Here is a 24,111-nt window from a genome sequence, read left to right as displayed (position 1 = left end):
GGCACCGGTTTTAATCGAAAAGCGTCTTCACGGCATCAGTATCTTGCTGTGTATAAGGTATTGAGAAATAAAACGTAGCGCCTTTGCCAAGCTCGCTTTCGACATCAATATGGCCATTATGCCGATTGATGATTTCTTTACTCAGGTATAACCCAAGTCCCAATCCAGGCATTTTGGACGTACCCTCGATCCGGAAAAAACGGGTGAATATTTTCCCACGTTGCGCTAAACTCATACCCATACCTTCGTCGGTCACTTTTACGGTCACAGCGGCATCCGATGTTTCAACAGCAACATATACTTTGTCTGATTCAGGTGAATATTTAATGGCATTGCTTAGCAGATTGATCAATACCTGCTCAATGCGTTGCTTGTCTGCATGAACCATGATATTAGGATTATCATTCATGATAATTTGATGGGTTGTGCTGCTGAAGCGAAAAGTCTCGACAACATCGAGTATCAACTCACCAATATCAAACGTTTCATAATAAAGATCGAGTCTGCCCGCTTCTATTCTAGAAATATCGAGTAACTCTGCAATCAATGCCTCGATACGATCAACCTGCTTCAACGCTTTACCAAGAAATCGCTGGCCGATTTGATTAATTTCATACCGTTCCAATATCTGAAGATATCCCTTTACGGTTGTTAAAGGCGTCTTAAGCTCATGACTGGCTAAGGCAATAAATTCATTTTTTTTGAGGTTCAACGCATTGACTTCTTCAAACAATTTGGCATTTTCAAGTGCCACCGCCACCTGGGAAGCAATATTGTAAATCAGTTCATCATCGGCACCCTGGTATACTTCACGTTGTACATATCCCAATAAAATCACCCCGGTGAGCTCGCCATCAGCTGAGTAAATCGGCGCGGACAGGCAATGATTGATTGTCAGTATATCGCTTTTGGTCAGGTCATTAAACAACGTACACATATCCTTGTTCGTTGAAAGCGGATCAAACCGAACGATTTTCCGATCCGCAAAAACATGTTGCAGCAATTCCTGGAGCCTGCGAGGGTTTTCAAGCATATTTCCATTGCATGCCGTCCCTCCTATAGCCACGGAATGCGTTATACGACCGTCTCCTTCTTTCATCCAATAACTGCAAATGCCGATATCGGCGACCGATGCACGGATAGTTGTTTCAATAACGGTCTGAATGATAAATTTCACATCCAATTTTTCCGAAATCACCTTACCGATGGAGTATAACGTTTCCAATTTCCGTGCATTCAATTTCATCAGCTGTTCGTTTCGAATCTGTTCTGAAATTTCTCTTGCAATCTTGGAAGCCCCGATGATCTGCCCTGCGCCATTACGCATAGGCGATATTGTCAATGATATTGGAATTTCATGTCCTGACTTTGTGAGACGGACGGTTTGATAATGGTCGACATTTTTTCCAGCCTTCACTTGTTGGATGATGTGTTCCTCTTCCCAGTACAGACGGGATGGTATAAGTGTGTTAATGGACTTGCCAATAATTTCAGTCTCATGATAACCAAATATGCGCTGCGCCCCTGCATTCCAGCTCATAATGTTACCGTTAAGATCCTTACTTACAATGGCATCGTCAGAGGACTCGACAATAGCGGACAGCAATGCTTGTCTGCTATCCTGCTGTTTATATGCCGTGATATCAATGAGCGTATTATGCGAACCGATTACTTCGCTTTTTTCATCCAGCAGGACCCGAGAATAAACTAACACGTTCCGCCGTACGCCGTTTGGTTGCTCAATAATTACTTCGTTATCACTCGTGACGTCGGCTTCGGACTGCCGGGCCACAGGGAAAGCTTCCAATGACATTGGCCTGCCGTCGGCATAATAGCTGGCCAACGCACCACTCCATTTTTCCAAACCAATTTCAGGTTTGCGCCCCCACAACGCTACCGCGGCATCGTTATAAACCAATAAGACACCTGCTTTATCACAGATATAGCCAGCCAGAGGCGAAGCCAAAAACATTTCTTTGAATACCCGGTCAGTGACCCGTGGAAACAAATCTTTCATATAATCGGTCGCTCCTAATTGGCACAGCCCTTTCGAAATTCGGGATGTTACGATAAATACAAATTTATAATAATATCCTCAACAATCTCCTAATAAAATGTGCTTCCGCCCGCTGTACAGTTAACTGAATTTATTGTATACGATCTTATATTTTTCGTATGGTATGCTGCACATTGGTAAACCCGACATGCCGCGTTCGTAAAATGACAAACGTCCATTAAGCATATTAATTGCCTAAAAGAATATTAATCCATCATCTGCAACGTTTTTGGCTCGTTTTTCTCAGGAATGATGATATACAAACACATATCGTTATGAATTTAGGAAAAATAAGTTTATTCATAGTGGGTTTCAGCATCCTTGCTGCATCCTGCGGAACCGGGAAAAACAACGACGGTAATCAAATGGATACGGCGGACTATGATCAGCAAACCATGCCCCGCGATAGCGTGTATCCAATGGATACGACTGACATGGAAACGGATACCATGTAGCCGACCCGTATTTGCATTATCCTTTCGTTGCGTGCTATCCTGTTTCCGTTTTGATCCGCCTGAAATTGGCAGGCGAAACAGGAATGGAAGTGGCTTTATATGCCATGAGTTAACGCAGCTGGTGCCCCCATATCCAAATGGAAACCGAATAATTATTCATTGAATGATAATGATTGAGTTTTGATGGCGCCATTACTTGACCGGTTACAGACTACACCGGCTGATGCAGGTATAAGGACCTGTATCGTTTATAAAAAGCTTTCAATTCCTCTTTTTGCTGTGCAATTAGCTTTTTTGTGCTTTTAGGGCCGTCCAGCTGTTTCTCCACGTATTGATATATTTTCAACAACGCACGCTCTCCCCGATCGAACAGTTCTCCGATGGTCATAGCCTTCCTGCCCCTAAGGAACGAGGTTACCGCACTCCAAACTTTCAGCACCCGACCATCCGGATTTCCCCGGTGGGGCAGATCCCGCGTCAGCGAAACCAGCTCAGCCTCCAATTCATGCTGAAGATGCTGCCCCTGGAAAACAATTTCCTCAAAAACGTCCTGTTCAGCAGGCGAGTGTACACGGGCTTCTGCCAATACCGCTTGATAACTCAAAATACGCCATCCATTCACCTCAATGAGATCGTTAAGCAGTGACGGAGTTTTTGGCGAATGTTCCATAGTTGTCGTGCGCTAAGTTTACAATCGATTATAAATCTTTCTCTAAGAAACAGCGGCCAATGGTTGATCCTGTTTGGGCGACTCCAGGAGAAAGTTTTCAAAATGGGCAATCCAATCACGCGCTGCAATAATTTCCCGCTTTTGCCTTTTAACCAGTTCCCTAAGTTCTACATCTAAGCCTTCACTTCCTTCTACACCGTGATAGGCAATTAGTAGGGCATTTTCACCAGATTTACAACGATCCAACGAATAAGTGGGCATACGGCTGTCGAACACTGCTTTCACCACGGACCAAGCCAGTCCAAATTGTTCGGAATGCAGATGCAGGACTATACCGCAATGAGTGGCCATATTATCCAATTCCACTTTCATATTTTCACTTTGTTTGATAAATGCATTGAACAGGGTTTCGAGGCATTGCTCCCCGTTCCCAAGCATATTCAATGCTTTCCTGTAGCCGTTGATCCGTTCTTTATGAAAGTCTATCAAGTCATATAGACATTCGGCAACTTTTTTTAGGTTTTCCATGATATGGTAGATATGATATTGTATGGTAGTGTGATTAGATTCTCGGCTACTGTTACCCTTGCTAAGACTGCTGCCTGCATCACCGGTATAACTATTAAGTGACCGGGGCGTATCCACATTATGCTTCTTCCCGTTCCCGATCACGCAATTCCTTTACCTGATCGTGTGAAGCAAGTAGCTGTATTTTCTGGTTCGTAATTAAGGCACGTGCAGCCGGAGAAATCCCTTCTTCCTGTTCAGCCTGCCGATATGCTTTTTGGGCAGCGTCCTCTCCATATTCGCAACTTTCTAAGATAGCCTTACGGTCGTCGGACGCCAATGCCGCTTTGATATCCATCCAGGCGCGGTAAATCTTGCCTGACATAGTAGTCTGCGCATCGACCTTACCATCCCACGCACTGATATGTTGCTGTAGTTCCGCTTTTAATCCTTCGCTTTGTTCAACAAAACGGGTGAACAGGCCTTTCAGGTCGGCATTGATTTCCGGCAATTCAGTTATTGCCCGCTGATATCCCTCTACGCGATCGTTGTTGATTTTAATAAGATCGTTCAACACCTCAGCAGTTTTCTTTAAGTCTTCCATGATTATCTTCTTTTTGATAATTAAAATTTTCAAGTGATCAACGGGGCATCCGCCACACGTTTATGATGTTGACAATCCACGTAATTTATTGTTTGAAAAATTTCAAAATAGAGAAGGACTGATCGGGACCGTCGCACTAGGATCCGGGGCGGTTGCTTTCGGCATCAGCTGCTCCAGTCCCCCTTTGACACCCCGTTCTACATCCAAGACCGGTAACGTTAAAAACCCCGTTATACCCCACCTTTATATTAGGAAAGTTTTCAAAAAATAGTAACTTTGGTTATTCAAAAAGTTCTAACTATCTAATTAATTCTAACTTTCAAAATATGAAAAGGAGAGAAGCACTCAAGTATTTATCAGTGACTCCGTTGGCTGGCGGCATAGTAGCTACAACGGCGAAAGCTGCAGCACCCGAAGCAATTGCAGCGGCTCGGGCACGTGGCCTAGTGGAAGAACTCGGTATACGTTCATTCATTAATGCTGCGGGTACGTATACGGCAATGACCGCATCTTTAATGCAACCCGAAGTAATTCAGGCCATCCAGACTAGTTCACGGAAATTTGTCATGTTAGATGAAGTCCAGGACAAGGTGGGTGAAAAGATTGCCGCCATATGCCATTCGGAAGCTGCGATGGTGACCGCGGGATGCTGGTCTGCTCTGGTGCTGGGAACTGCCGGCGTATTGACCGGGACTGACCAAGAAAAGATTGCACAGCTTCCGGACGTAAGCAATTTGGAGAAAAATGAAGTAATCCTACAAAAAGGCCACAACCACGGTTACATCCACGCATTAACCAATACAGGCATTAAACCGGTGGTGGTTGAAACAAGCGCGGAACTGGAGCGGGCTGTCAACAGTAAAACCGCATTAATGTATTTCCTGAATGAAAGCACAATGCATGGCAAAATCCTCCACGAGGAGTGGTTGGCTGTAGCCAAAAAACATGGTATACCGACCATTATCGATATTGCGGCGGACATTCCACCCGTAGAAAACCTTTGGAAATACAATGACATGGGCTTTGACCTTGTCTGCATCTCCGGCGGAAAAGCGTTAAAAGGACCACAAAGCGCGGGGCTACTCCTTGGCAGAAAAGATCTTATTGCTGCTGCAAGGCTGAATGCGCCTCCCCGTGGCGGAAACATCGGCCGGGGTATGAAAGTCAACAAAGAAGAAATCCTGGGTATGTATGTAGCCCTGGAAAAATATGTCAATACCGATCATGAGGCGGAATGGAAGGAATGGGAAAAGCGAGTAGCTACCATCGAAAGTGCGGTGAAACAGGTGGCGGGAGTAAGCACGCAGGTTACCGTTCCACCAATAGCCAACCACACCCCCACACTGACTATTACATGGGATAATCGGGTAAAAATAACCAACAGAGATTTATCGGAAAAACTCCGTAATGGCAACCCGTCAATTGAAGTAATGCGGAATGGTGACGGTGTAAACCTCACGGTTTTTATGTTGGAACCAGGGGAAGCTGAAATTGTGGCTAACCGACTGCATGAGGAGTTTTCGGCAGCCGTTTAAGTCTTAAAACGACAATAATTTATAGGTGAGCCTAATTTTCAAATTATTGAACACAACTTTTCTTAGTAAACGAGGGTATCCGAAAAGATCACATCATTTCGAAGGCCCTCGTTTTATCGTATAACTTTACATGAAATTTATAATGCGTATTTTAACTTTTTGCCTCTTACTATTTGCAGCCACTACCGGTTTCGCGCAACAGTCGTATGACCTGGTGATCAAGGGAGGCCATGTGATCGATCCGAAAAACGGTATTGATGGTCCGATGGATGTAGCGGTACTCGATGGAAAGATTGCACGGGTTGCAAAAGACATTTCCGCTACCGGCGCCAAACAGGTTGTCCATGCTGATGGCATGTACATTACTCCCGGGCTTATCGATATTCACGGTCACGTATTTTACGGTACCGACCGATCAAACTATCTCAGCAACGGCAGTGTGGCAGTCGTGCCAGATGGCTTTACGTTCCGTGTAGGCGTAACCACGATTGTTGATGCCGGCGGCGCAGGCTGGAAATCTTTCCGGATGTTTAAAGAAAACATCATCGACCAGGCACAAACACGTGTCCTTTCTTTCCTGAATATTGTCGGTGAAGGCATGCGGGGCGGAGCTTACGAACAGAGTACCAATGATATGGATCCCAAACTGGCTGCGCAGACGGCGAGTGCAAACCGCAATTACATTGTCGGATTTAAATTAGCGCATTACGACGGCCACGACTGGACCGGAATCGAACGTGTAACAGAAGCCGGCCGCCAAGCAGACCTACCCGTACTCATTGACTTCGGGGGATCAACACCGCCATTGTCCATTGAAGAATTGTTCATGAAACGTCTGCGTCCGGGTGATATTTTTGCCCATACCTACACGCTGTTGCCAGGCAATGTCCGCGAAACGATCGTGGACGAAGCAACAGGCAAAGTAAAACCGTTTGTTTGGGAAGCCCGCAAACGGGGAATTAATTTTGAAGTCGGCTATGGAGGAGCAAGCTTTAATTATTCACAGGCTATTCCGGCCATTAAGGAGGGTTTTTATCCAGACGCCATCAGTACAGACCTCCATACCGGAAGCATGAACAGCTCGATGAAAGACCAGCTCAGTGTTATGTCTAAATTCCTGAATATGGGCATGCCGCTTGCCGACGTGATCGAGGCCAGCACCTGGAAACCTGCCACCATTATCAAACGCCAGGAACTGGGCAACCTTTCTGAGGGCTCCGAAGCTGACATCGCCATTTTAACTATGCGAGAAGGCAATTTCGGATTTTACGACAAGACCGGATACAAAATGGAAGGAGATCGTAAATTCGAATGCGAAATGACTATACGGGGCGGCCGGATCGTTTATGACCTGAACGGTATTGCCGATCCCATTTACGTAAGAAGATAATTGAACTGCGCTGTCCGCCATGCCGCCCAACGGATGCCAATAAAGTCATCGGGGGATCGTATGGCGGACAATTGCGTTTATCCGTTAACTCAAATTAAAGTTACTTAACATGACCAAACTGTTTCATTCCATCTCTTTTACCATGATTTGTCTATTATTTGCTGCCACAGTAAGGGGGCAGGGAGCGACCGATGCAGAGGCGCGTTTAGCGGAATTGGGCATCAAGCTCATCCAAGGCAATCCACCCACGGCAAACTACTTAAAAGCTGTTCAGTCGGGAAATTATGTTTACTTATCCGGACATGGCCCTGACAAACCCGAAGGAGGGCAGGTTATCGGAAAACTTGGTGCTGATCTGACGGTAGAAGAAGGAACTGCGGCTGCCCGTTTAGTTGGCATCTCCCTCCTCTCGTCCTTAAAACGCGAAATTGGCGACCTGAACAGAGTTAAACGTATCGTTAAAGTGCTAGGGATGGTCAATGCGACTCCCGATTTCGAACGACACTCACAGGTTATCAATGGCTTTTCTGATTTGATGGTGGAAGTCTTTGGGGAATCCGGCAAGCATGCGCGCTCGTCAGTGGGACTCTCATCGTTGCCTTCGGGCATTCCCGTTGAAATCGAAATGATTGTCGAATTAAAGGATTAAGCAATCATATTCGTATATTTTATATCGTAATAATTGCATTACAATTAACTATATACTAATTTGCTTACCTATTATTGATGTAAAATTGGTTACTTCCATTATTACGGGGAAGTAATAGAAGTTTCCGGGCAACCCGTTAACTGCATCGTCCCAATAAAAAATACACCTGGCAAAAGCCTGTTGAACTTTGAACTGTTATCGTTAAATTAATTTATAAGAATAAGAAGCAATGAAGCGTTTTTCGTATTTACTCTGTGCGTACCTATTTTGTTTAATCCTACCTATCGGCTTATCAGCCCAAACCATTTCCAAAGAGGAATTGGTTTTCCTGACGTCAGAATGGAAAGGCGAGCGTTTTGAGGATGGCCGTCCTAAAATTCCGGACAACATCGTGGAACGCGCCAAAGCGATTGGTCTTGACGATGCATGGACTATTTTGCGTAACATGGGATATAACAATCAATTCGAAGATGGCTGGAAATTGGTACATGACGATGTAACCGTTGTAGGCCGGGCATTGACGGCAACCTTTATGCCTAAGCGACCGGATATCGAGAAAAGCATCCTCGAGCGTGGCCATAAACAGGGTTACATCGGAGCCTCCAATGCTTGGCCGATTGACATGCTGCAAAAGGGTGACGTGTATGTTGCCGACGGCTTTGGAAAAGTTGCCGGTGGCACATTGATTGGTCAGACGCTCGGTAATTCCATATTTAATAAATCCGGCAATGGCGTTATTTTTAATGGAGGTGCACGTGATTTACAGGGGTTATTGCAAATAGATGGGTTTAATGCCTTTGTCCGTGACTTCCACCCTTCGTTCCTGGAAGAATCTGTATTGATGGGGCTTAATACGCCAACCCGCATCGGGAAAGCCATTGTGATGCCAGGCGACCTGGTTTTGGCTGAGCGCGAAGGGGTACTGTTCATTCCCGCACACTTAGCGGAAGAGGTTGTACTGACGGCTGAGTTTATCGTCCTTCGCGACAACTTTGGTTTTGAGGTGATCCGTAATGGCCGCTTCACAACCGGACAGATCGATAGCCAGTGGACCGACGAAATCAAGGAAGCCTTTCTCCAATGGTTGAAAGAAAACCCTTCGGAAGGCAAAATGACACGGGAAGAACTTGATAAGTTAATGGAAAAGAGGACTTGGTAACCGGCTATTCGGACAACGGAATATAAATGCCATGTTAAAAAAGTTAAGCATCGGGCTGTTAGCAGCATTCGCCATAGTTACTGCTGCAATGATGCAGGTATCACCTCCTGAAACAACAATTTCCAATGGTATCATCGAGGCACGCCTGTATTTGCCCGATCAACAAAATGGCTATTACCGTGGGTCGCGGTTTGATTGGGCCGGTGTCATTAACACATTAAATTATAAAGGGCATGATTATTTCGGACCCTGGCGTGATCACGATCCAATGGCGCATGATGCCATTACCGGTCCGGCAGAGTATTTCGAACCACTGGGTTATAACGAAGCAAAACCAGGTGAAACTTTCGTAAAAATCGGAGTTGGCCGGGTACGTAAGCCCGATGATAAGCCTTATTCCTTTAGTCGTCAGTATGAAATTGTTGACCATGGAACATGGGAAGTCCATGCGCAGAAAGACCGGGTCGAATTTATTCATCGGTTAACGGACAAGGATTATCCCTATGTGTATAAAAAAACGGTCCAACTGGCAAACAATGCACCGCGGCTCCTGCTCACCCATGAGCTTAAGAATCTCGGCCAGAAGACGATGGAAACTGAAACATACAATCACAATTTCTTTGTGATGGATAACCGGAAGATCGGACCCGAATATACCGTTGAATTCCCCTATCCGCTTACCGGAGAACCAAATGCCGGTGATTTTGCGACCATCGAAGATAATCGGTTTGTCTTTAACCGTGAAATTACCAAAGGAGGATCTTCCTTTTTTGGCGGCGTTACCGGTTTTACGGCGGAACCAACGGATTACCGTTTCGACATCAAGAATAGCGTTACCGGCGCAGGTGTGACGGTAACCAGCGACCAGCCGATAGCTAAACTTAACTTCTGGGCGAGCCCAAACACCATTTGTCCGGAACCTTACATTTCCATCCGCGTTAATCCGGACGAGACACTCCACTGGACCATTAATTACGATTTTTTTACCACGAAACAATAACACTAATCTTTTAACTACTATACTAATTAAATAATCGGATGAAACGAAGAGATGTGATTAAGGGGCTAAGCCTCTTACCCCTTGCCGGAGTCTACGGCTCCGCTCTGGCGCAGGGCGCAACGACTGCGAGCACTAGTAAAACAGGCGTACTTGGTGCTTTGGCCAGTGCAAATCAGACTGGTGCTGAGGCAAGTGCGGAAGTGTTCCGTGCAATAGGTGTTGAACCTATTATTAACTGCCGTGGAACATTTACCATTATTGGCGGATCTGTGGAGTTGCCGGAAGTAAAAGCCGCAGTGCATGCTGCCGCTGACAATTTTGTACAATACGATGAATTGGCGGCCGGTGTAGGACAGCACCTGGCAAAAATTACCGGTGCCGAGTGGGGCATGGTATCCTCAGGCTGCGCGGCCGGAATGAAACACGTAACGGTCGCCTGCTTAACCGGCGGAAACCCCGAAAAGTTAATCCGTTTGCCCAATGTTGCCGGATTTGAAAAAACCGAGGTTATTATTCCGCGTTACGCCCGTAACGTTTATGACCATGCCATCCGCAATACTGGCGCTACGATTATTACGGTGGAAACAGCTGAAGAATTAAAAAATGCAATCAGCAACCGTACAGCGATGATCTACCTCATGTCCGGAGGTCAAAGCGAGGAAGGTCCGCTTTCCACGCGCGCAATCGCTGCTATAGCCAAGCCGCATAATGTTCCGATTTTAGTGGACGCTGCCGCCGAGGACCTCACCGTCCCCAACGTGCATTTGGCCGATGGAGCAGATGTAGTGGCATATAGCGGCGGTAAGGTAATGTGTGGCCCACAGGGCGCAGGACTCTTACTGGGCAAGAAGAGTATTTTACAGGCAGCTTGGCAGGCCAGTGCACCACACCACGGTATCGGACGCAACGATAAAGTTGGACGGGAAGAGACGATGGGTATGGTAACGGCTGTAGAGGCGTGGCTTGAACGGGATCACAAAGCGGTATGGCAAAAATGGCTTTCCTGGCTGGACACCATTAACAAACGGATATCTACCATTCCGGGCATTAAAACAGAGGTACGCGAACCCAACCGACTGTCAAATCACAGCCCCTCATTATCCATTACCTGGGATCCGAATGCATTGCATGTAACAGGCGATGAAATTGTTGACGAGATGGTTCATGCAAGGCCAAGAATTGCCCTAGGTGGATCAAGAGGTGAAAACGGGATGACAGGTGTTTCGATCACGGCATTCCAAATGCAGGATGGAAATGATAAGATTGTTGCAGATCGGTTGTATGAAGTGCTTTCGCAGAAAAGAACGCCCAAGTCAACAACACCCGTGGCGGCAGCTCATGACATTACTGGCCGCTGGGAAGTAAACATCAAATTTGCGAACAGCGAAAGCGTACATAATTTTTACATCGAGCAACAAGACAACTGGGTAACCGGTGTACACCAGGGAGACTTCTATACCCGCGACTTAGTAGGCTCAGTAGAAGGAAATGAAGTGAAATTCCAAAGTGCGTACCGCGTACCCGGAGACAATCTCGTGTTTTCATTTTCAGGCACCTTATCCGGAAACGATGGTGATCAAATGACCGGCAGGTTACACATGGGCGAGTATCTTGAATGTACTTTTGCAGCGAAAAAAGTGGAATATACGACAGAAAACCGTCGTTCGATCAAAATCCCGGTAGGCCCTCCGCTGGCTACCTAGATAATGGATTTATGTATAATAGAAAAGGGTTGGCTGAGCAATATGCTCAGCCAACCCTTTTCTATTACGGCTATTATTACCTTGCAGTCTCAGCCCGGACCTGTTTTACTTCTTCATTGGTAATTTCACTAGCGTTATTACCAAAACTCTGCCTGATGTAGGTGGTAACTTTAGCAATATCCTCGTCGCTCAGGAAACTATGCTGTGGCATCAGGTTATTGTAGGAAACACCTTTCACCTTAATCTCGCCTTCCAGCCCGTTTAAAACAACATCAATTAGTCGTTTTTTATCACCAATTACCCATTCTGAGCCATCCAATGGCGGGAATCGGCTACCATCACCCTTACCATCACGTTGGTGGCAGGTGCCACAGTAGGTCGAATAAACCTTGGCGCCGGCGACTTCTTTGCCTTTATCCAGGTTATCCTGTTCCTGATCCGGCGTACGGATATGGGTAAGTTGCTTATGCGTTTCCATCTCTGCGAGCTGCTGTTCGCCAAAGCCGCCCTTGTTACCGGTATAGATAATACGCCATACTTTTCCCTTCACGTCGTCGCTCACGTACAGCGATCCGTCCGGCCCCATGGCAAGTCCCATTGGCCGGTGCTTCGCATCACTGACATTGACAATGGGGTCCACACCTGCAAAGCCATCGGCGAAAACTTCCCACTCACCTGATGGGACGCCGTCTTTAAACGGAACAAATGCCACGAAATAACCCGATTGCGGGTACGGCGCGCGATTGGTTGAACCGTGGAAGGCAATGAAAGCACCTTGCTTATATCGCTCAGGAAACTGGTCACCAGTATAAAAGAACAGATCGTTTGGTGCCCAATGCCCTGGAAAGCCAATAAGCGGCTGTTTGTACTGGCTTCCATCGCCCAATTCATTCTGTTGCGCCAGATATTCGGGGTTAATTACTTTCTCCCCTTTCACCTGATCGTAATAAAAATAAGGCCATCCGGCATCATCACCCTTTTCAATCTTAAAAAATTCCTCCGATGGCAGCATGGCACTTTGCCACGGGCTATAATAGTTGGCCCATAGGCGCAGCAAGTCGTCGCGGCCATGCTGCAATGCATACAGGCTATTCTCCTGATGGTTCCAGTCCTGTGCTACAACGCTTCGAAGTCCGGTAGCATACAACTCACCATCCCGCTGTGTCTGATTAAGCTTGTTCGCATCAAAACGCCAGATGCCACCGTGATCGGCGAGCATCTCACAGGGGTACTGACCAGGACTGTTCGGAGTACGGTTCTCGACCTGGCAACCATTGGAAGGTGCCCCGAAAGGAACATACATATAACCTTCGTTGTCAAACGTAACCGGTTTAGCAATATGTTCGTGCGTACCATGCGGGTGGTCATCATGTAAAATCAGTTCCATATCCTCCTGCGGAAGTAATTCTCCCGGAGTCAGCTTGTACCGGAATACATTTAACATGGAACTAAAATACAGGTATCCATTATAAATCCGCATGGCTGTTCCGTAACTGCCTTTGTCTTCATAATCGCCGAAAGGAATTACAATATCGGCCTTTCCATCGCCCGTGGTATCCCGTAACGCTACATTTCCGCCGATGGAATCCGGGAAGCGCAGTTTTACATAAATGTCTCCATTGTCATTGATGGCAAGGTGACGTGCTCTGCCTTCCAGGCTGTCGACCACCACAATTGCCTCAAAGCCGCCCGGAAGCGCCAACCCGCCATTATCCGGATCGCCCTGGAGCCCGCCACTCCCTGTTTGCGTACAACCGACTACGGAAAACAATAGCATCGCGGGAAAAAAATACCTTCCTACCCTAGAGCAGGTTTTTAATAGATTAGCATACATAGTTAACGTGTAGTTTTTTGAAGCCGCAAATATAGCTACTTCCAATTAAACCAGCGGCAGCAAATAACGATAGGTTTGTCACCCATTTGGCCAACTTGGTTGTTTACATTATATATTTAGGGTATTATGGGGTTGTCCGGAAAAGTAAACCGTCAAGATGCTTTGCAAAAACAACGATTGCATACTTTTTAGACAACCCCTATATTTTGATGGCCCATCGGCCGATGGCGCTGAAAACAAAGGCAATTATCGGCAGTCAATTATCAAAATATTTATACCTTTAACGAGCGAAACCACCACGTTTTTAGCACACGTGTGTAAACTGAAGACCACCAATTTAAGGCGTTTGCCTACTTTTTAAAAACAACTAACTAACATGAAACGTAGAGAAATTCTTAAAAGTTTAACCGTTTTACCTCTGGGAGGATCGGTACTGCACGCAATCGGAAAAACCCGGTCGGACCGAAACGCCACGCTGGCACCCTGGAATAAAGCCAATAACATTTATGAATCCATCGGTGCGACACCGCTGATCAATGCCCGTGGAACCGTTACGATTATCGGGGCCAGCCGGGTATGGCCCGAAGTGTTGGAGGCCATGGACGCCGCATCACAACATTATGTACAGCTTGATGAACTGATGGATAAGGTGGGCGACCGTCTCGGGGAACTCACCGGTGCCGAATGGGGATTTGTCAGTGCGGGCGCTTCTGCAGCCGTAACCGCGGCTACCGCCGCCTGTGTTACCGGTGGCGACCCGGATAAGCTGTGGCAGGTACCCAATCTTGCAGGGATGAAAGATGAGGTGGTTATTACCAATTATTCACGCACAGCATACGATGCAGGCGCCAAAGCCGTTGGCGTAAAAATGGTCGAAGTATCTTCTCCGGAAGAATTAGCACTTGCATTGGGCCCACGCACGGCCATGGTGCTTGTATTAGCCGGCGCCCGGTCGGAAGAAGGGCCACTGTCTATACGGGAAATTGCAAAACATACCAAACCATTGAACATCCCCATTTTTGTAGACGCTGCTGCAGAGGGACTTGAAGTACCTAATCCACACATTACCCAGGGAGCTGATTTAGTTGCATACAGCGGCGGTAAATACCTGCGTGGCCCACAATGTGCCGGCCTGCTACTCGGCCGTAAGGACCTCATTCAGGCCGCCCGGATTGCCATGGCACCGCATCATGGTTTCGGACGCGGGTTTAAAGTAGGCCGGGAAGAAATCCTGGGCATGCTCACCGCCGTGGAAGTGTGGCTAAAACAGGATCACAAAGCCATTATGCAGCAATGGGTTGCTAAATTAGAACATATTGCCCAGCCTTTGAAGGGCATATCCGGTGTAAAGGCGGATATCCGCATGCCCCGGGGCCGTTCCAATCACAGCCCGTCCCTTCGGGTAGAATGGGATATGCAGCAAATTCCGCTAACAGGTTATGATATGGAGCAACTGCTTTGGAACAGCAAACCGCGCATTGCTGTAAGCGGTGCGGGAAGTTTCCTTCCCTTCCCCCCCAACATGCAACCCAATATCAGCATCGGCTCTTCGCAGTTTAATGAAGGCGATGAGAAAATCGTTGCGCAGCGCGTGGCCGAAATATTGAAGAACCCCACACCGCCGAATCCGGTTTCCACGGCAGCCCCTACCTTTAACCTGACCGGGCAGTGGGACCTTGAAATGCATTTTTCAGCCAGTGTTGTCAACCAGAAACTGGTTTTTGAACAACAGAACGGTGATAGTAACTTACAGGGAACCCATTTCGCCAGTTTTGGCGACCGGGACCTCTTCGGTGAACTGCATGGTGGTGATATTTTATTCAGAAGTTCTTACACCAAGGAAGGTGTACGGCTCAATTTCGAATTTACGGGAACAGTAACCAGCAATTCGGAGATGGGCGGAGATGTCAGTCTGGGTGAATACGGCACGGCATCATGGAAAGCAAAACGGCGGGATTATAAGGCTTAATCCCGCCGCATGTTTATTTTTAGTCGACTTGGACTTTTATCAGTCTTCTTTTCCCTTTCTTACTTTTCCCAGATGGTCAATCGTAATGTATTGGCCATTTGGGTAATTATACCGCAGTAAGAACTGGTATGGCGTAGCAAATAGCTGGATCGCATCAGCAACAGCCAATTGGTCTTTCGGATATGCGTCCCGAAGCGCGCGAAGGTCCGTTGCATAAGTGCCGTGCTCACCTTGATAGGCTTGCTGGACGTAATAGTATTTCCAAAGCTCAAGTCGCATTCCCTCTTCTTCGTGGTCAATGGTCGGTGGCACAGGGTTACCGTCATCTTCGGCAAATAATACATATCCCATACGCTCGGGGGCATGCAGACTAACCTCGCCTACCGGCGACCAAACCCAATAATCAGGGGATAACGGCCTGCCATTACTGTCAGTCTTCCGCCGATATTGCCCGTCCTGAACTTCGGTTTCCCGCTGCACCCTGGAAAGATTCATCCGCCAGTAATCTCCTGGTTTAATAACCCCTCTCCTACCACCTAATATCGATTTAATGGGAAAAGCCAGTTCAATACCCCATCCACGATCTTCATCAGCTGGATTATTCAATGTGCCATCTATGTAGACAGCTTTTTGGAGTCCTTTGATATCCCAGTCAGACAACGAGCGACCGCCGTTACGATACGGAAGATCCATGATTAAATCCCAGACTGTCGTAAACGCATTAATCTGGAATTCTATATAATTGTGGGTGTCGTCGTCCGGATCAAAGAATACCTCTAAGGCATTATCCTGAAAAACGGAAGAGTCATGCTCCTTAAGCGTCGCCCAAATATGCGGCTCTTCAAATTCCACATAAAGGTATACATTAGTATCATCCCATAACATCTTACTCCGCGTGGCATAGGCAGCAGGCTTCTCCTCACCGTACATGATATCAGTATAACCTACCGTCCAATCTGCCCTGCCCCACTGTGCTTCATCGGCTTTCCCATCAATGGTGATGGTACCTGTTGTTTTCTTTGCTGTATAGATACGTGGCGACTGAAGTAATTTCGAATCGATTTCCTGTGCCTGTGCTGCAAACACGCCAGCTAGGCATAAACAAAAGAGGCTTGGGGTTTTCACTGGTTAATCTATTTGGTTTCACTTATATCATTGCGGAGCCGGGGAGCCCCGCAATGATATATAATAGGTTATTATTAATCCTTTGGCAATGTAATTTTCCAGATCCGGCCATCGGTATTCGCAGCATATTCAATGATATATGCGACGTTACCAACCAGCACCGCATCCGTTGGCGAATTGAATCCGTCCACGATACGGGTCGTCTGCACAATGTAATTATCAAGCAATTTGTTGTAGGATAATTTCAGATGCAACAGGTCTTTTCCCTGCGCGCGAAGCGGATCCATTCGGCCGGCCCTGCCTCCTCCGGCATACCGGATAACAAAACCGTCACCTTTCAGGTCCTCGCTTAAGGCATTTTCTTTATCAAAGAACAAGGCCAGCGGCGAGCTGTGTGCATTGAACGTGCTGATCGCTACGCCCGTGGTATCCCCATCAAGTACATGTCCGGAATACGCCCGGTATTCATTTGCGTCAGGGCCGATATTTAATACACCTCCTGTAAACGTAACCCCTTCCGGTCTTTTAGGGAAATTAGGGTCATTGTGAAAATATTTCACGATCCAGGCGTGCGAAGTCTTGCCGATCAGCGGATCGCGGTCCGGATCCGGAACCCACTCCGGATGCTGTTGCGGATTTTCAATACCACCCATGATCCAGGGGAATCCATAGTGGTGTCCTTCCCGGATCCAGAACATATCTTCCGAATGGTCATAATCACCGGAATTAACTACACCAAATAAATGACCTTTTCCGTCAAACGCCATATCATATGCATTACGGATCCCCTCTGCAAAAATATACCCCTTGGCTTTCAAAGCTGCTTCGTCATCCTCCAGCAGTAAATTCTCCGTGTCGACAGGAAAACGGAATACCTTAGCCGTTAACGCATTGTCACGTGCGTTTGGATATGCGCCCCGATTGTCCTGAACTTCTCCGTGGTCCGTTCTTGCGCCGGTGTTCACATAAATATATTTTTGGTCCGGACTGATTTCCAGCGCATTCCAACCATGGTCAAAGGTTGTTGCATTCGTACCGTATTCCACTGTATTAAATACTTCAACCAGCTTCGGAGAAGCTTCGTCCAGGTTATAACGTACCATCCGGCCCTTCGTTCCTTTGCCATCATTGACCGAGATATTGCCGCAAAGAAACAGGGTATTGCCCAGAAAAGCTGCCCCCTGTAACCGCGTGATCGCGTGATCTTCAGCGGAGAACACTTTTTCCGTTTTCGCGCTCGGCGTATCAAAGTTGGTAATACGGAAAACGTTGCCATCAAATGTGGTATACCAAAAGTCGCCGGTTACCTCGTTACGAAGCAGCCTGACGCCCAATGGGCCGATATCCATCACGCGTTCAATTGTAATGTCCGGACGTAACGCAACAGGTGTATTAACAGGCGGAGCCGGTCTTCCCTGTGCAGCTACATTGCTTGCCAAACCGCCCGAAAGCAGTAATGTTAAACTGAGCGAACACCCATAAAAATATAATTTCATAATGATCAGTAATTAGTTATGATAGTAAACGATTAGTTATTCTTTGGTAAATCCCGGATAAACACAACCAGTTGCCACCGTTGCTCTTCCGATAAAGCGTCTTTGAATCCCGGCATATTGCCCCGTCCCTCAGACAGTTTCCAGTAGATTGCACCATCCGTTTGTTTCTGCACGACGGGATCATGAAAATTAGCCGGTAATATCCCTGCAGCACCACCTGCAGCTCCATTTCCGTACCCGTAATCACCATGGCAGGGTGCACAGTACATCAAATAAATCTCCTCGCCCTGTTTCACGGTAAGCGGTTCCACTTCATAAGGATTCTTGATCGTGTCAGCTGTCTTTGGGGCAACCCACCGATCCTGTACATTGCCAATGTTGGTGAATGATAAAAGTAACGTTCCGCTGGTAATGGCGGCAACCCATAAAAGCATTTTCGCAGTTTGTCTAGTTGTGTTCATTAGAAATAGCAAAAGAATATAATTTAATAATTAGTCAATGCGTCTAAAATCAAGCTAAATGTAGCAAATAAGGCATTTATCTGCTTCTTTGGAGAGCACGTATATCCTCATTCCGATCTGCATCAAATCGCGCACAAATTAACTAAAAAAAATAATGTTTCCCGAGCACAACTTATCAATTCCGTAACAAATATGTTAAACAGTAAACAGCTACCCATATGGGGTATAACAGCTATCGTTAGGAACGAAAACAACGGAAGGCCTGTCTTCCCATTAAATAAAAATACCTATGGGTGAATTCACCCATAGGTATAGTTAACCGGCCGCATTCGGCAGGACATGCATTGCAGTCCTACAACAACAGCCTATTCACTTAAACACAAATCGTTATTCCGCTACGTCCCACCAAACGCGGGTAATCAGCGCATCACCCGTGAATTCCTCAAATCCCTGGCGTTGCAATGCTTCGAGGTAATTTTCCCGGTTCGTCAGGTTTTCATCAATTGGTGGATACATCCGACGGAACAATTGTCCACCTGTCACGTTGCCTGGATAATTTACAGGTGTTAACTCAGGATATCCCGTTCTTCTCCAGTTCGAATAGTTTTCGTAATCATCACCGAACAAGCATACCCATTTCTGTGTGTTAATCTGTCCGAACTGCTCCTCAAACGTCCCACCCGTTAAAAACGGATTGGCGGTGAGGTATGCTGCAATCTGCGCATCGGTGATGTTACCGGAGCTCGGTGCACGGTCAGCCCACAATGACCATTGTTTCATGCCCATTTCAACTCCTTTATTATAAGCAGCCTCAGCCGACATGCCATTATACCAGCCACGGATAGCGGCTTCGGCTAATAACAGATAGGCTTCTGACGGACCCAGGATAACTGTTGGTGCCGCTAAGTTCAGGATCAGCGGAGACGGCTCCGAATACGTATCAAAGTCATCCGGACGGGTATTAAGTGACCCGCTGATCATCCCACGTTGTACGCTGACGTCGTTATTTGCCGTATACGTACCATCGCCTTTGGGTTCCCACACAATTGACATCACCGGAAGACGCGGGTCATTCGTTGCTTTCATGTAGTCGATAAACGTCGCCGCATACTTACCACCCTCCACGTTGTCACCACCCGGCGTATTGTAGTTTCCGTTAATCCAGCTATTGATTTTATCGTTAATGGCTCCGGGTGTATTTGAATATTGGATATAAGCGATATCGCTTTGTTCCGTCATTACACCACCGGTGATCGCCTTCTGTACCCATTCCTGTGCCAGGGCCTGATCCACCTTCGTCAGGCGCATACCCAACCGCAGCATCAGCGTGTAAGCAAACTTTTTCCATTTTGCGACATCGCCCTGATAGAACAGATCACCAGTACCAAAAACGGGCTTCGCCGGATCCAGCGTTGCAGCAGCCTCGTCCAATTCCTTAAACATATCCCTGTAAATGGATTCCTGTGTATCGTACTTCGGCTTCAAAATACCTTCTTCACCTTTTTGCGCTTCGGAGTAAGGGATATCACCGGTTACATCCGTCAACTGATGGTAAAGGTAAACCCGCATAATACGAAGCAATGCCAGTTTATTGGTATTATCCATTCCTTCTTCCTGTTCAGCTTCCAACGCTTTCCGGATTTGGTACAGACGGTTTAGCTTTTCTGTATAAAACTCATTAAAAGGAGCACCTAACCCATTAAAGCTATAGTATTTATCACCGATAGCGGGTACTTCCTTATAAGAAGAGAAAAACTGTACACCTTGAGCCATCATACCGTAGCTCCATTCAGGCAAATCCAGGATAGCACCGGTGAACATAAACTCAGGCTCTACCTTATCCACCTCATGCTCGGGTACATTCATATCGGTGAGGCTATCTGGGTTACAGCCATATAGCATGCCTGCAACCGCAAAAACCATCGCGCTTATCTTTAATTTCATTTTCATCACTATTTATGTTTAGGGATTAGAATCTAACACTTAAATTGAAACCAATGTTACGGGTACGGGGTTCGCCGGTACCTGCAGTACCTGTAGCATTGCCCACCGTTTGCTGCATTTCCGGATCCAGACCGGCTTCGCGCACGGCTTTATCGCGGTACAGGATAGCCAAGTTCCGTGCAACAATACCGATGCTGGCCGACTGGATGGCTCCAATTCCTAATTTGCTTACCGGGATATTGTAATTGAATACCAATTCCCGCAATTTGACGAAATCCGTGTTGAAGGTTTGCAGTTCCGAATACATTACACCTAAGTTGTTGTAATAGGTATCCAGCTGATCCTGCGGCCAGGTCTTGGTAAACGGATTGCCGTTCTCGTCAACACCTTCCACCGTCAACCCGTTCGGGTTATCACGGCCCGGTAATGTGTTTTTGGTCAAGCCAAAACGCATCGCATAAGTCCACAGGTTGTTAAATGCCACAGCACCGAATTTTGCATCCAGTAATACGCCCAAAGAGAAATCTTTGTAGCGGAACTGGTTGTGTAAGCCCATCATGTATGGCGGGTTAGCTATACCAAGATCACCTTCCACGCGTTGTTCATAGCCGCTGGCGGAGTTAAAGACCTGACGACCCTGCTCGTCTTTCAGTAATTTCCAGCCCCGCACGGTACCATAAGGCAGGCCAACAGCATTGATGATACGGACAGCGTTGGAAATACTGGACCCAACGGTTACAAAATCAAGTCCGGGTGCCAGGTCAACAATCTCACTCAGGTTGTAAGCAAAGTTATAGCTCACGTTCCAGCTGAAGTTTTCTTTGCTGATCGGCGTTCCGCGTAAGGCCAGCTCCACCCCTTTGTTGGTAATCTTACCGGCATTAATAAACCCGGAAGTAAAGCCGCTGGTAGCGGAGATATTCGGACGCAGGATGTCGTTCGTCGTTACCCGGCTGTAGTAGGTTGCGTCAATGCCTAACCGGTTGTTATAGAACTGCATTTCAAAACCACCTTCGCTGGTTGTTACCGTCAACGGTTGCAGCGTCAGGTCAATCAGGTCACTCGGTGCATCCTGTACAGGAATCCCGTTGAATCCACCGGTACGGATCTCGTACGTACGGATTACGTCACCCGGATTCACGTTGGAACTACCTACCTGTGCCCAGTTACCCCGAAGTTTCAGGAAGTTCATGTTCCACGGCATATCGATGATATCCGAAAGAATCACGCTCGCACCAACCGAAGGATAGAAAATCGAGTTATTTCCCTTGTTCAGGGTAGAGAACCAATCCTGACGACCCGTAAATGTTAGGTTCAGGAAGCTTTTGTAATTCACATCCAAGCTACCAAATACGGAATTCGTTCCCCACTCCACATCACTGCGGAAGGGATTGTCCAGAATAGACAGGTTGGTGTAGCTGATGAAATTAGGAACAATGAATCGCTCACCGCCAATCTGGCTTACCGTAGTCGCGTTACGCTCCATGTTGCCACCTACCATTGCCGTAAATCCGAAATCATCTGAAAAATCAGAAGTATAGTTTAGAATACCGAGGTAGTTGGTCTTAGAGCTTTGCTCCTGCTCAGTATTCAGCAATCCTTGTGGTGTAAAGCCTGTACCAATCGGCATGTAATCCATGTAATCAATAGACATCCAGTCGCGGGCAATGGTACCCCGTGCATACAGATTGTCCATGAAGTTAACCTGCGCGCTGAACTGGCCGATGAACCGCTGACGATCGTCGCTGTTACCGGTTTTGTTTACTAAAAACCAAGGGTTTGGTGCTGCAGGAACCGGGTTCCATGGTGTCTCGTTGCCATTCGCATCGTAGCCCGGGGCCAGCGAGTTGATGTCCACGGTATTACCAAGCAAGTAAACTGCCCAAGATGGGTTCCGTTCCGCGTAACCTACACCCGCTACGTTATCCCGGTCTTCCTTGTTGTACTGCAGGGTTGATTCCAATTGCAGGAAATCATTTTTTCCCAATTTGGATTGCAGGCTCAGGTTACCTGTCTTCCTTTTAAAGGTAGAGTTAGGTGTCTGCGCCTGTGAGCGCAGGTCGGACAACGACAGACGGAAGTTGATCGCTTCAGAACCACCGCTGAACGCCAACGAGTTGGTTACGTCCACGCTTGGGCGGTAAAAACTTTTAATATTGTCTTTTACATTCACCGGTGAATATGGACGTTCCACGCCATCGAACTGAACCACCATGGATCCATCCACCGGTGCACCGTAAGATAGACGGCCGGCGCTCAATGCTGCCGTTTGGGTGGCCGGTTTAACCCCGTCATTACCGGAACCGTATTGGTATTGGTAGTTCGGGTAATCCGTCGGTGTACCGATCATGGTGTTCGAACGGAATTCGACACCGATGCCCTGGCGTGCCGTACCTTTTTTAGTGGTAATGAGGATAACCCCATTTGCCGCCTGGCTGCCATAAAGTGCAGCAGCAGCACCACTCTTCAGTACGGTAATCGATTCGATATCATCCGGGTTGATGCTGGAAATTGCATCCCCACGGTCAATATTAAGGCCTGTTGTATTTGTACCACCGCCCTTATTGGATGAATTAATCGGAATACCATTTACCACGTATAACGGCTGCTGGTTACTGTTCAGGGAGCCGTTACCGCGGATAACGACACGGCTGGAACCACCGGGTCCGGAAGCAATCTGCGAAGCGTCCACACCGGCAATTTTACCGCTCAATGCACTGGCAACGTTGTTTTCACGTGCTTCGGTAAATGCAGAACCGCTTACTTCAGCACTGGAATAGTTCAGTGTACGGCGCTCCCGGTTGATACCCAATGCGGCAACAACCACCTCACCCAATACATTATCGTCGCTTTCGAGTACGATTTCCAAGGGCTGGGTTCCGGTTACGGTCACCTCTTTGGTTACATAACCAATGTACGACACCACCAATATGGCATTAGGAGGCACAGCTAAAGAGAATTGTCCCTGCTCATCGGTGCGTGTACCACGGTTCTGCGGATCAGCTTTCACTACCACACTGGCCTGGCCAAGCGTTTCACCGTCTGCTCCTTTAACAGTACCCGTAATGGTCTGCTGAACCACTTCTTCCGCTGCAGGTTCATTTGCTGTTACCGCAAGTTTGCGCGGTGCCAGGTTAATGGTTACCGTTCCGCCGATGATCCGGTAGCGCATCGAAAGGTCCTGCTCTTCCATAATCTGGTCAAGCACGCCCCGAATGTCCGCGTCTTTCACATTTAAGCTGATCGGGGCGGCCTTTTCGGCTACCTCATCGCTGTAGAAAAAGCGGTAGTTCGTTTGCTTCCGCAGTTCTTTAAAAACCTGTTCGATCTTCGCATTGTTGAAAGAAACAGTGACTTTCTGTGCTATACCTTCTGCCTGCACGGCAGTGACCAGCAACAACAGAACAAAAGTCATTTTCATGGTCAGTAGTATTTTAGTGAAAATCGAAAGGTTTGGATGTGTTTTCGATTTTTTGTCAAATAAAAAGTATTGCATACCTTTACATACTTAAGGTTAATTTAATAAGTTGATTTTGAACAACATTCAGTTACTT

18 protein-coding genes are annotated in these 24,111 nt (G+C 47.1%); 8 read left to right on the top strand and 10 right to left on the bottom strand.

The window, feature by feature from the left end; translation table 11 throughout:
• Positions 1-10: 10 nt before the first annotated feature.
• Complete coding sequence (locus NEV57_RS06940) at positions 11-2,017, bottom strand: sensor histidine kinase (protein WP_257657585.1); 2,007 nt, start codon at positions 2,015-2,017, stop codon at positions 11-13.
• Positions 2,018-2,331: 314 nt separating this feature from the next.
• On the opposite strand from NEV57_RS06940, the gene NEV57_RS06935 reads away from it, so the two are divergent.
• Complete coding sequence (locus tag NEV57_RS06935) at positions 2,332-2,511, top strand: hypothetical protein (RefSeq protein ID WP_257657584.1); 180 nt, start codon at positions 2,332-2,334, stop codon at positions 2,509-2,511.
• Between the two features lie 211 nt (positions 2,512-2,722).
• On the opposite strand, the gene NEV57_RS06930 is transcribed toward NEV57_RS06935, so the two are convergent.
• The 3 genes from NEV57_RS06930 to NEV57_RS06920 all read right to left on the bottom strand — a co-directional run bounded on the left by NEV57_RS06930 (position 2,723) and on the right by NEV57_RS06920 (position 4,292).
• Positions 2,723-3,181 (bottom strand): ferritin family protein, encoded by a 459-nt coding sequence (locus NEV57_RS06930; protein WP_257657583.1) that lies wholly within the window; start codon positions 3,179-3,181, stop codon positions 2,723-2,725.
• A 42-nt stretch (positions 3,182-3,223) separates the two neighbouring features.
• On the bottom strand, positions 3,224-3,709 hold the full coding sequence (locus tag NEV57_RS06925) for a hypothetical protein (protein WP_257657582.1): 486 nt from the start codon (positions 3,707-3,709) through the stop codon (positions 3,224-3,226).
• Between the two features lie 118 nt (positions 3,710-3,827).
• Complete coding sequence (locus tag NEV57_RS06920; protein WP_257657581.1) at positions 3,828-4,292, bottom strand: PA2169 family four-helix-bundle protein; 465 nt, start codon at positions 4,290-4,292, stop codon at positions 3,828-3,830.
• A 326-nt stretch (positions 4,293-4,618) separates the two neighbouring features.
• Between NEV57_RS06920 and NEV57_RS06915 the strand changes: the two genes are divergently transcribed.
• The 6 genes from NEV57_RS06915 (at position 4,619) to NEV57_RS06890 (ending at position 11,728) form a co-directional block, all read left to right on the top strand.
• A complete protein-coding gene (locus NEV57_RS06915) occupies positions 4,619-5,827 on the top strand; it encodes a selenocysteine synthase (protein WP_257657580.1) in 1,209 nt (402 codons plus the stop codon).
• Positions 5,828-5,957: 130 nt separating this feature from the next.
• Positions 5,958-7,217, top strand: a complete 1,260-nt coding sequence (locus NEV57_RS06910) for an amidohydrolase/deacetylase family metallohydrolase (RefSeq protein ID WP_257657579.1) — start codon at positions 5,958-5,960, stop codon at positions 7,215-7,217.
• A 109-nt stretch (positions 7,218-7,326) separates the two neighbouring features.
• Positions 7,327-7,866, top strand: coding sequence for a RidA family protein (locus tag NEV57_RS06905; protein ID WP_257657578.1), 540 nt, complete (start codon positions 7,327-7,329; stop codon positions 7,864-7,866).
• Positions 7,867-8,095: 229 nt separating this feature from the next.
• Positions 8,096-9,025, top strand: a complete 930-nt coding sequence (locus NEV57_RS06900) for an RraA family protein (protein ID WP_257657577.1) — start codon at positions 8,096-8,098, stop codon at positions 9,023-9,025.
• Positions 9,026-9,056: 31 nt separating this feature from the next.
• Positions 9,057-10,025, top strand: a complete 969-nt coding sequence (locus NEV57_RS06895; RefSeq protein WP_257657576.1) for a hypothetical protein — start codon at positions 9,057-9,059, stop codon at positions 10,023-10,025.
• Between the two features lie 38 nt (positions 10,026-10,063).
• Positions 10,064-11,728 carry an aminotransferase class V-fold PLP-dependent enzyme gene (locus NEV57_RS06890; protein WP_257657575.1) on the top strand — a complete coding sequence of 555 codons (1,665 nt, stop codon included), beginning with the start codon at positions 10,064-10,066 and terminating at the stop codon, positions 11,726-11,728.
• A gap of 76 nt (positions 11,729-11,804) precedes the next feature.
• On the opposite strand, the gene NEV57_RS06885 is transcribed toward NEV57_RS06890, so the two are convergent.
• Positions 11,805-13,505: a PQQ-dependent sugar dehydrogenase gene (locus NEV57_RS06885; protein ID WP_257657574.1), complete on the bottom strand. Its 1,701-nt coding sequence runs from the start codon at positions 13,503-13,505 to the stop codon at positions 11,805-11,807.
• A gap of 433 nt (positions 13,506-13,938) precedes the next feature.
• On the opposite strand from NEV57_RS06885, the gene NEV57_RS06880 reads away from it, so the two are divergent.
• Positions 13,939-15,531, top strand: coding sequence for a PLP-dependent transferase (locus tag NEV57_RS06880; RefSeq protein ID WP_257657573.1), 1,593 nt, complete (start codon positions 13,939-13,941; stop codon positions 15,529-15,531).
• Between the two features lie 39 nt (positions 15,532-15,570).
• Here NEV57_RS06880 and NEV57_RS06875 read toward each other — a convergent pair whose 3' ends face one another.
• The 5 genes from NEV57_RS06875 to NEV57_RS06855 form a co-directional block, all read right to left on the bottom strand.
• Positions 15,571-16,656 (bottom strand): carbohydrate-binding family 9-like protein, encoded by a 1,086-nt coding sequence (locus NEV57_RS06875; RefSeq protein WP_257657572.1) that lies wholly within the window; start codon positions 16,654-16,656, stop codon positions 15,571-15,573.
• A gap of 74 nt (positions 16,657-16,730) precedes the next feature.
• Positions 16,731-18,152, bottom strand: coding sequence for a PQQ-dependent sugar dehydrogenase (locus NEV57_RS06870; protein ID WP_257657571.1), 1,422 nt, complete (start codon positions 18,150-18,152; stop codon positions 16,731-16,733).
• Positions 18,153-18,184: 32 nt separating this feature from the next.
• Positions 18,185-18,613, bottom strand: coding sequence for a cytochrome c (locus NEV57_RS06865; RefSeq protein WP_257657570.1), 429 nt, complete (start codon positions 18,611-18,613; stop codon positions 18,185-18,187).
• Between the two features lie 387 nt (positions 18,614-19,000).
• Entirely contained in the window at positions 19,001-20,557 is a 1,557-nt protein-coding gene (locus NEV57_RS06860) for a SusD/RagB family nutrient-binding outer membrane lipoprotein (RefSeq protein WP_257657569.1), read from the bottom strand.
• A gap of 25 nt (positions 20,558-20,582) precedes the next feature.
• Positions 20,583-23,978, bottom strand: coding sequence for a SusC/RagA family TonB-linked outer membrane protein (locus tag NEV57_RS06855; protein WP_257657568.1), 3,396 nt, complete (start codon positions 23,976-23,978; stop codon positions 20,583-20,585).
• Between the last annotated feature and the right edge of the window lie 133 nt (positions 23,979-24,111).

Origin of the sequence: Parapedobacter lycopersici (assembly GCF_024643285.1) — a bacterium.
GTDB lineage: Bacteria > Bacteroidota > Bacteroidia > Sphingobacteriales > Sphingobacteriaceae > Parapedobacter > Parapedobacter lycopersici.
Note: the sequence above shows the minus strand (reverse complement) of the source record. Positions and strands in the feature narration are given on the sequence as shown.

Coding starts and splice junctions, on each gene's coding strand:
- NEV57_RS06940 (WP_257657585.1), bottom strand. CDS start 2,017: ATGAAAGATTTGTTTCCACGGGTCACTGACCGGGTATTCAAAGAAATG.
- NEV57_RS06935 (WP_257657584.1), top strand. CDS start 2,332: ATGAATTTAGGAAAAATAAGTTTATTCATAGTGGGTTTCAGCATCCTT.
- NEV57_RS06930 (WP_257657583.1), bottom strand. CDS start 3,181: ATGGAACATTCGCCAAAAACTCCGTCACTGCTTAACGATCTCATTGAG.
- NEV57_RS06925 (WP_257657582.1), bottom strand. CDS start 3,709: ATGGAAAACCTAAAAAAAGTTGCCGAATGTCTATATGACTTGATAGAC.
- NEV57_RS06920 (WP_257657581.1), bottom strand. CDS start 4,292: ATGGAAGACTTAAAGAAAACTGCTGAGGTGTTGAACGATCTTATTAAA.
- NEV57_RS06915 (WP_257657580.1), top strand. CDS start 4,619: ATGAAAAGGAGAGAAGCACTCAAGTATTTATCAGTGACTCCGTTGGCT.
- NEV57_RS06910 (WP_257657579.1), top strand. CDS start 5,958: ATGAAATTTATAATGCGTATTTTAACTTTTTGCCTCTTACTATTTGCA.
- NEV57_RS06905 (WP_257657578.1), top strand. CDS start 7,327: ATGACCAAACTGTTTCATTCCATCTCTTTTACCATGATTTGTCTATTA.
- NEV57_RS06900 (WP_257657577.1), top strand. CDS start 8,096: ATGAAGCGTTTTTCGTATTTACTCTGTGCGTACCTATTTTGTTTAATC.
- NEV57_RS06895 (WP_257657576.1), top strand. CDS start 9,057: ATGTTAAAAAAGTTAAGCATCGGGCTGTTAGCAGCATTCGCCATAGTT.
- NEV57_RS06890 (WP_257657575.1), top strand. CDS start 10,064: ATGAAACGAAGAGATGTGATTAAGGGGCTAAGCCTCTTACCCCTTGCC.
- NEV57_RS06885 (WP_257657574.1), bottom strand. CDS start 13,505: ATGCTATTGTTTTCCGTAGTCGGTTGTACGCAAACAGGGAGTGGCGGG.
- NEV57_RS06880 (WP_257657573.1), top strand. CDS start 13,939: ATGAAACGTAGAGAAATTCTTAAAAGTTTAACCGTTTTACCTCTGGGA.
- NEV57_RS06870 (WP_257657571.1), bottom strand. CDS start 18,152: ATGAAATTATATTTTTATGGGTGTTCGCTCAGTTTAACATTACTGCTT.
- NEV57_RS06865 (WP_257657570.1), bottom strand. CDS start 18,613: ATGAACACAACTAGACAAACTGCGAAAATGCTTTTATGGGTTGCCGCC.
- NEV57_RS06860 (WP_257657569.1), bottom strand. CDS start 20,557: ATGAAATTAAAGATAAGCGCGATGGTTTTTGCGGTTGCAGGCATGCTA.
- NEV57_RS06855 (WP_257657568.1), bottom strand. CDS start 23,978: ATGAAAATGACTTTTGTTCTGTTGTTGCTGGTCACTGCCGTGCAGGCA.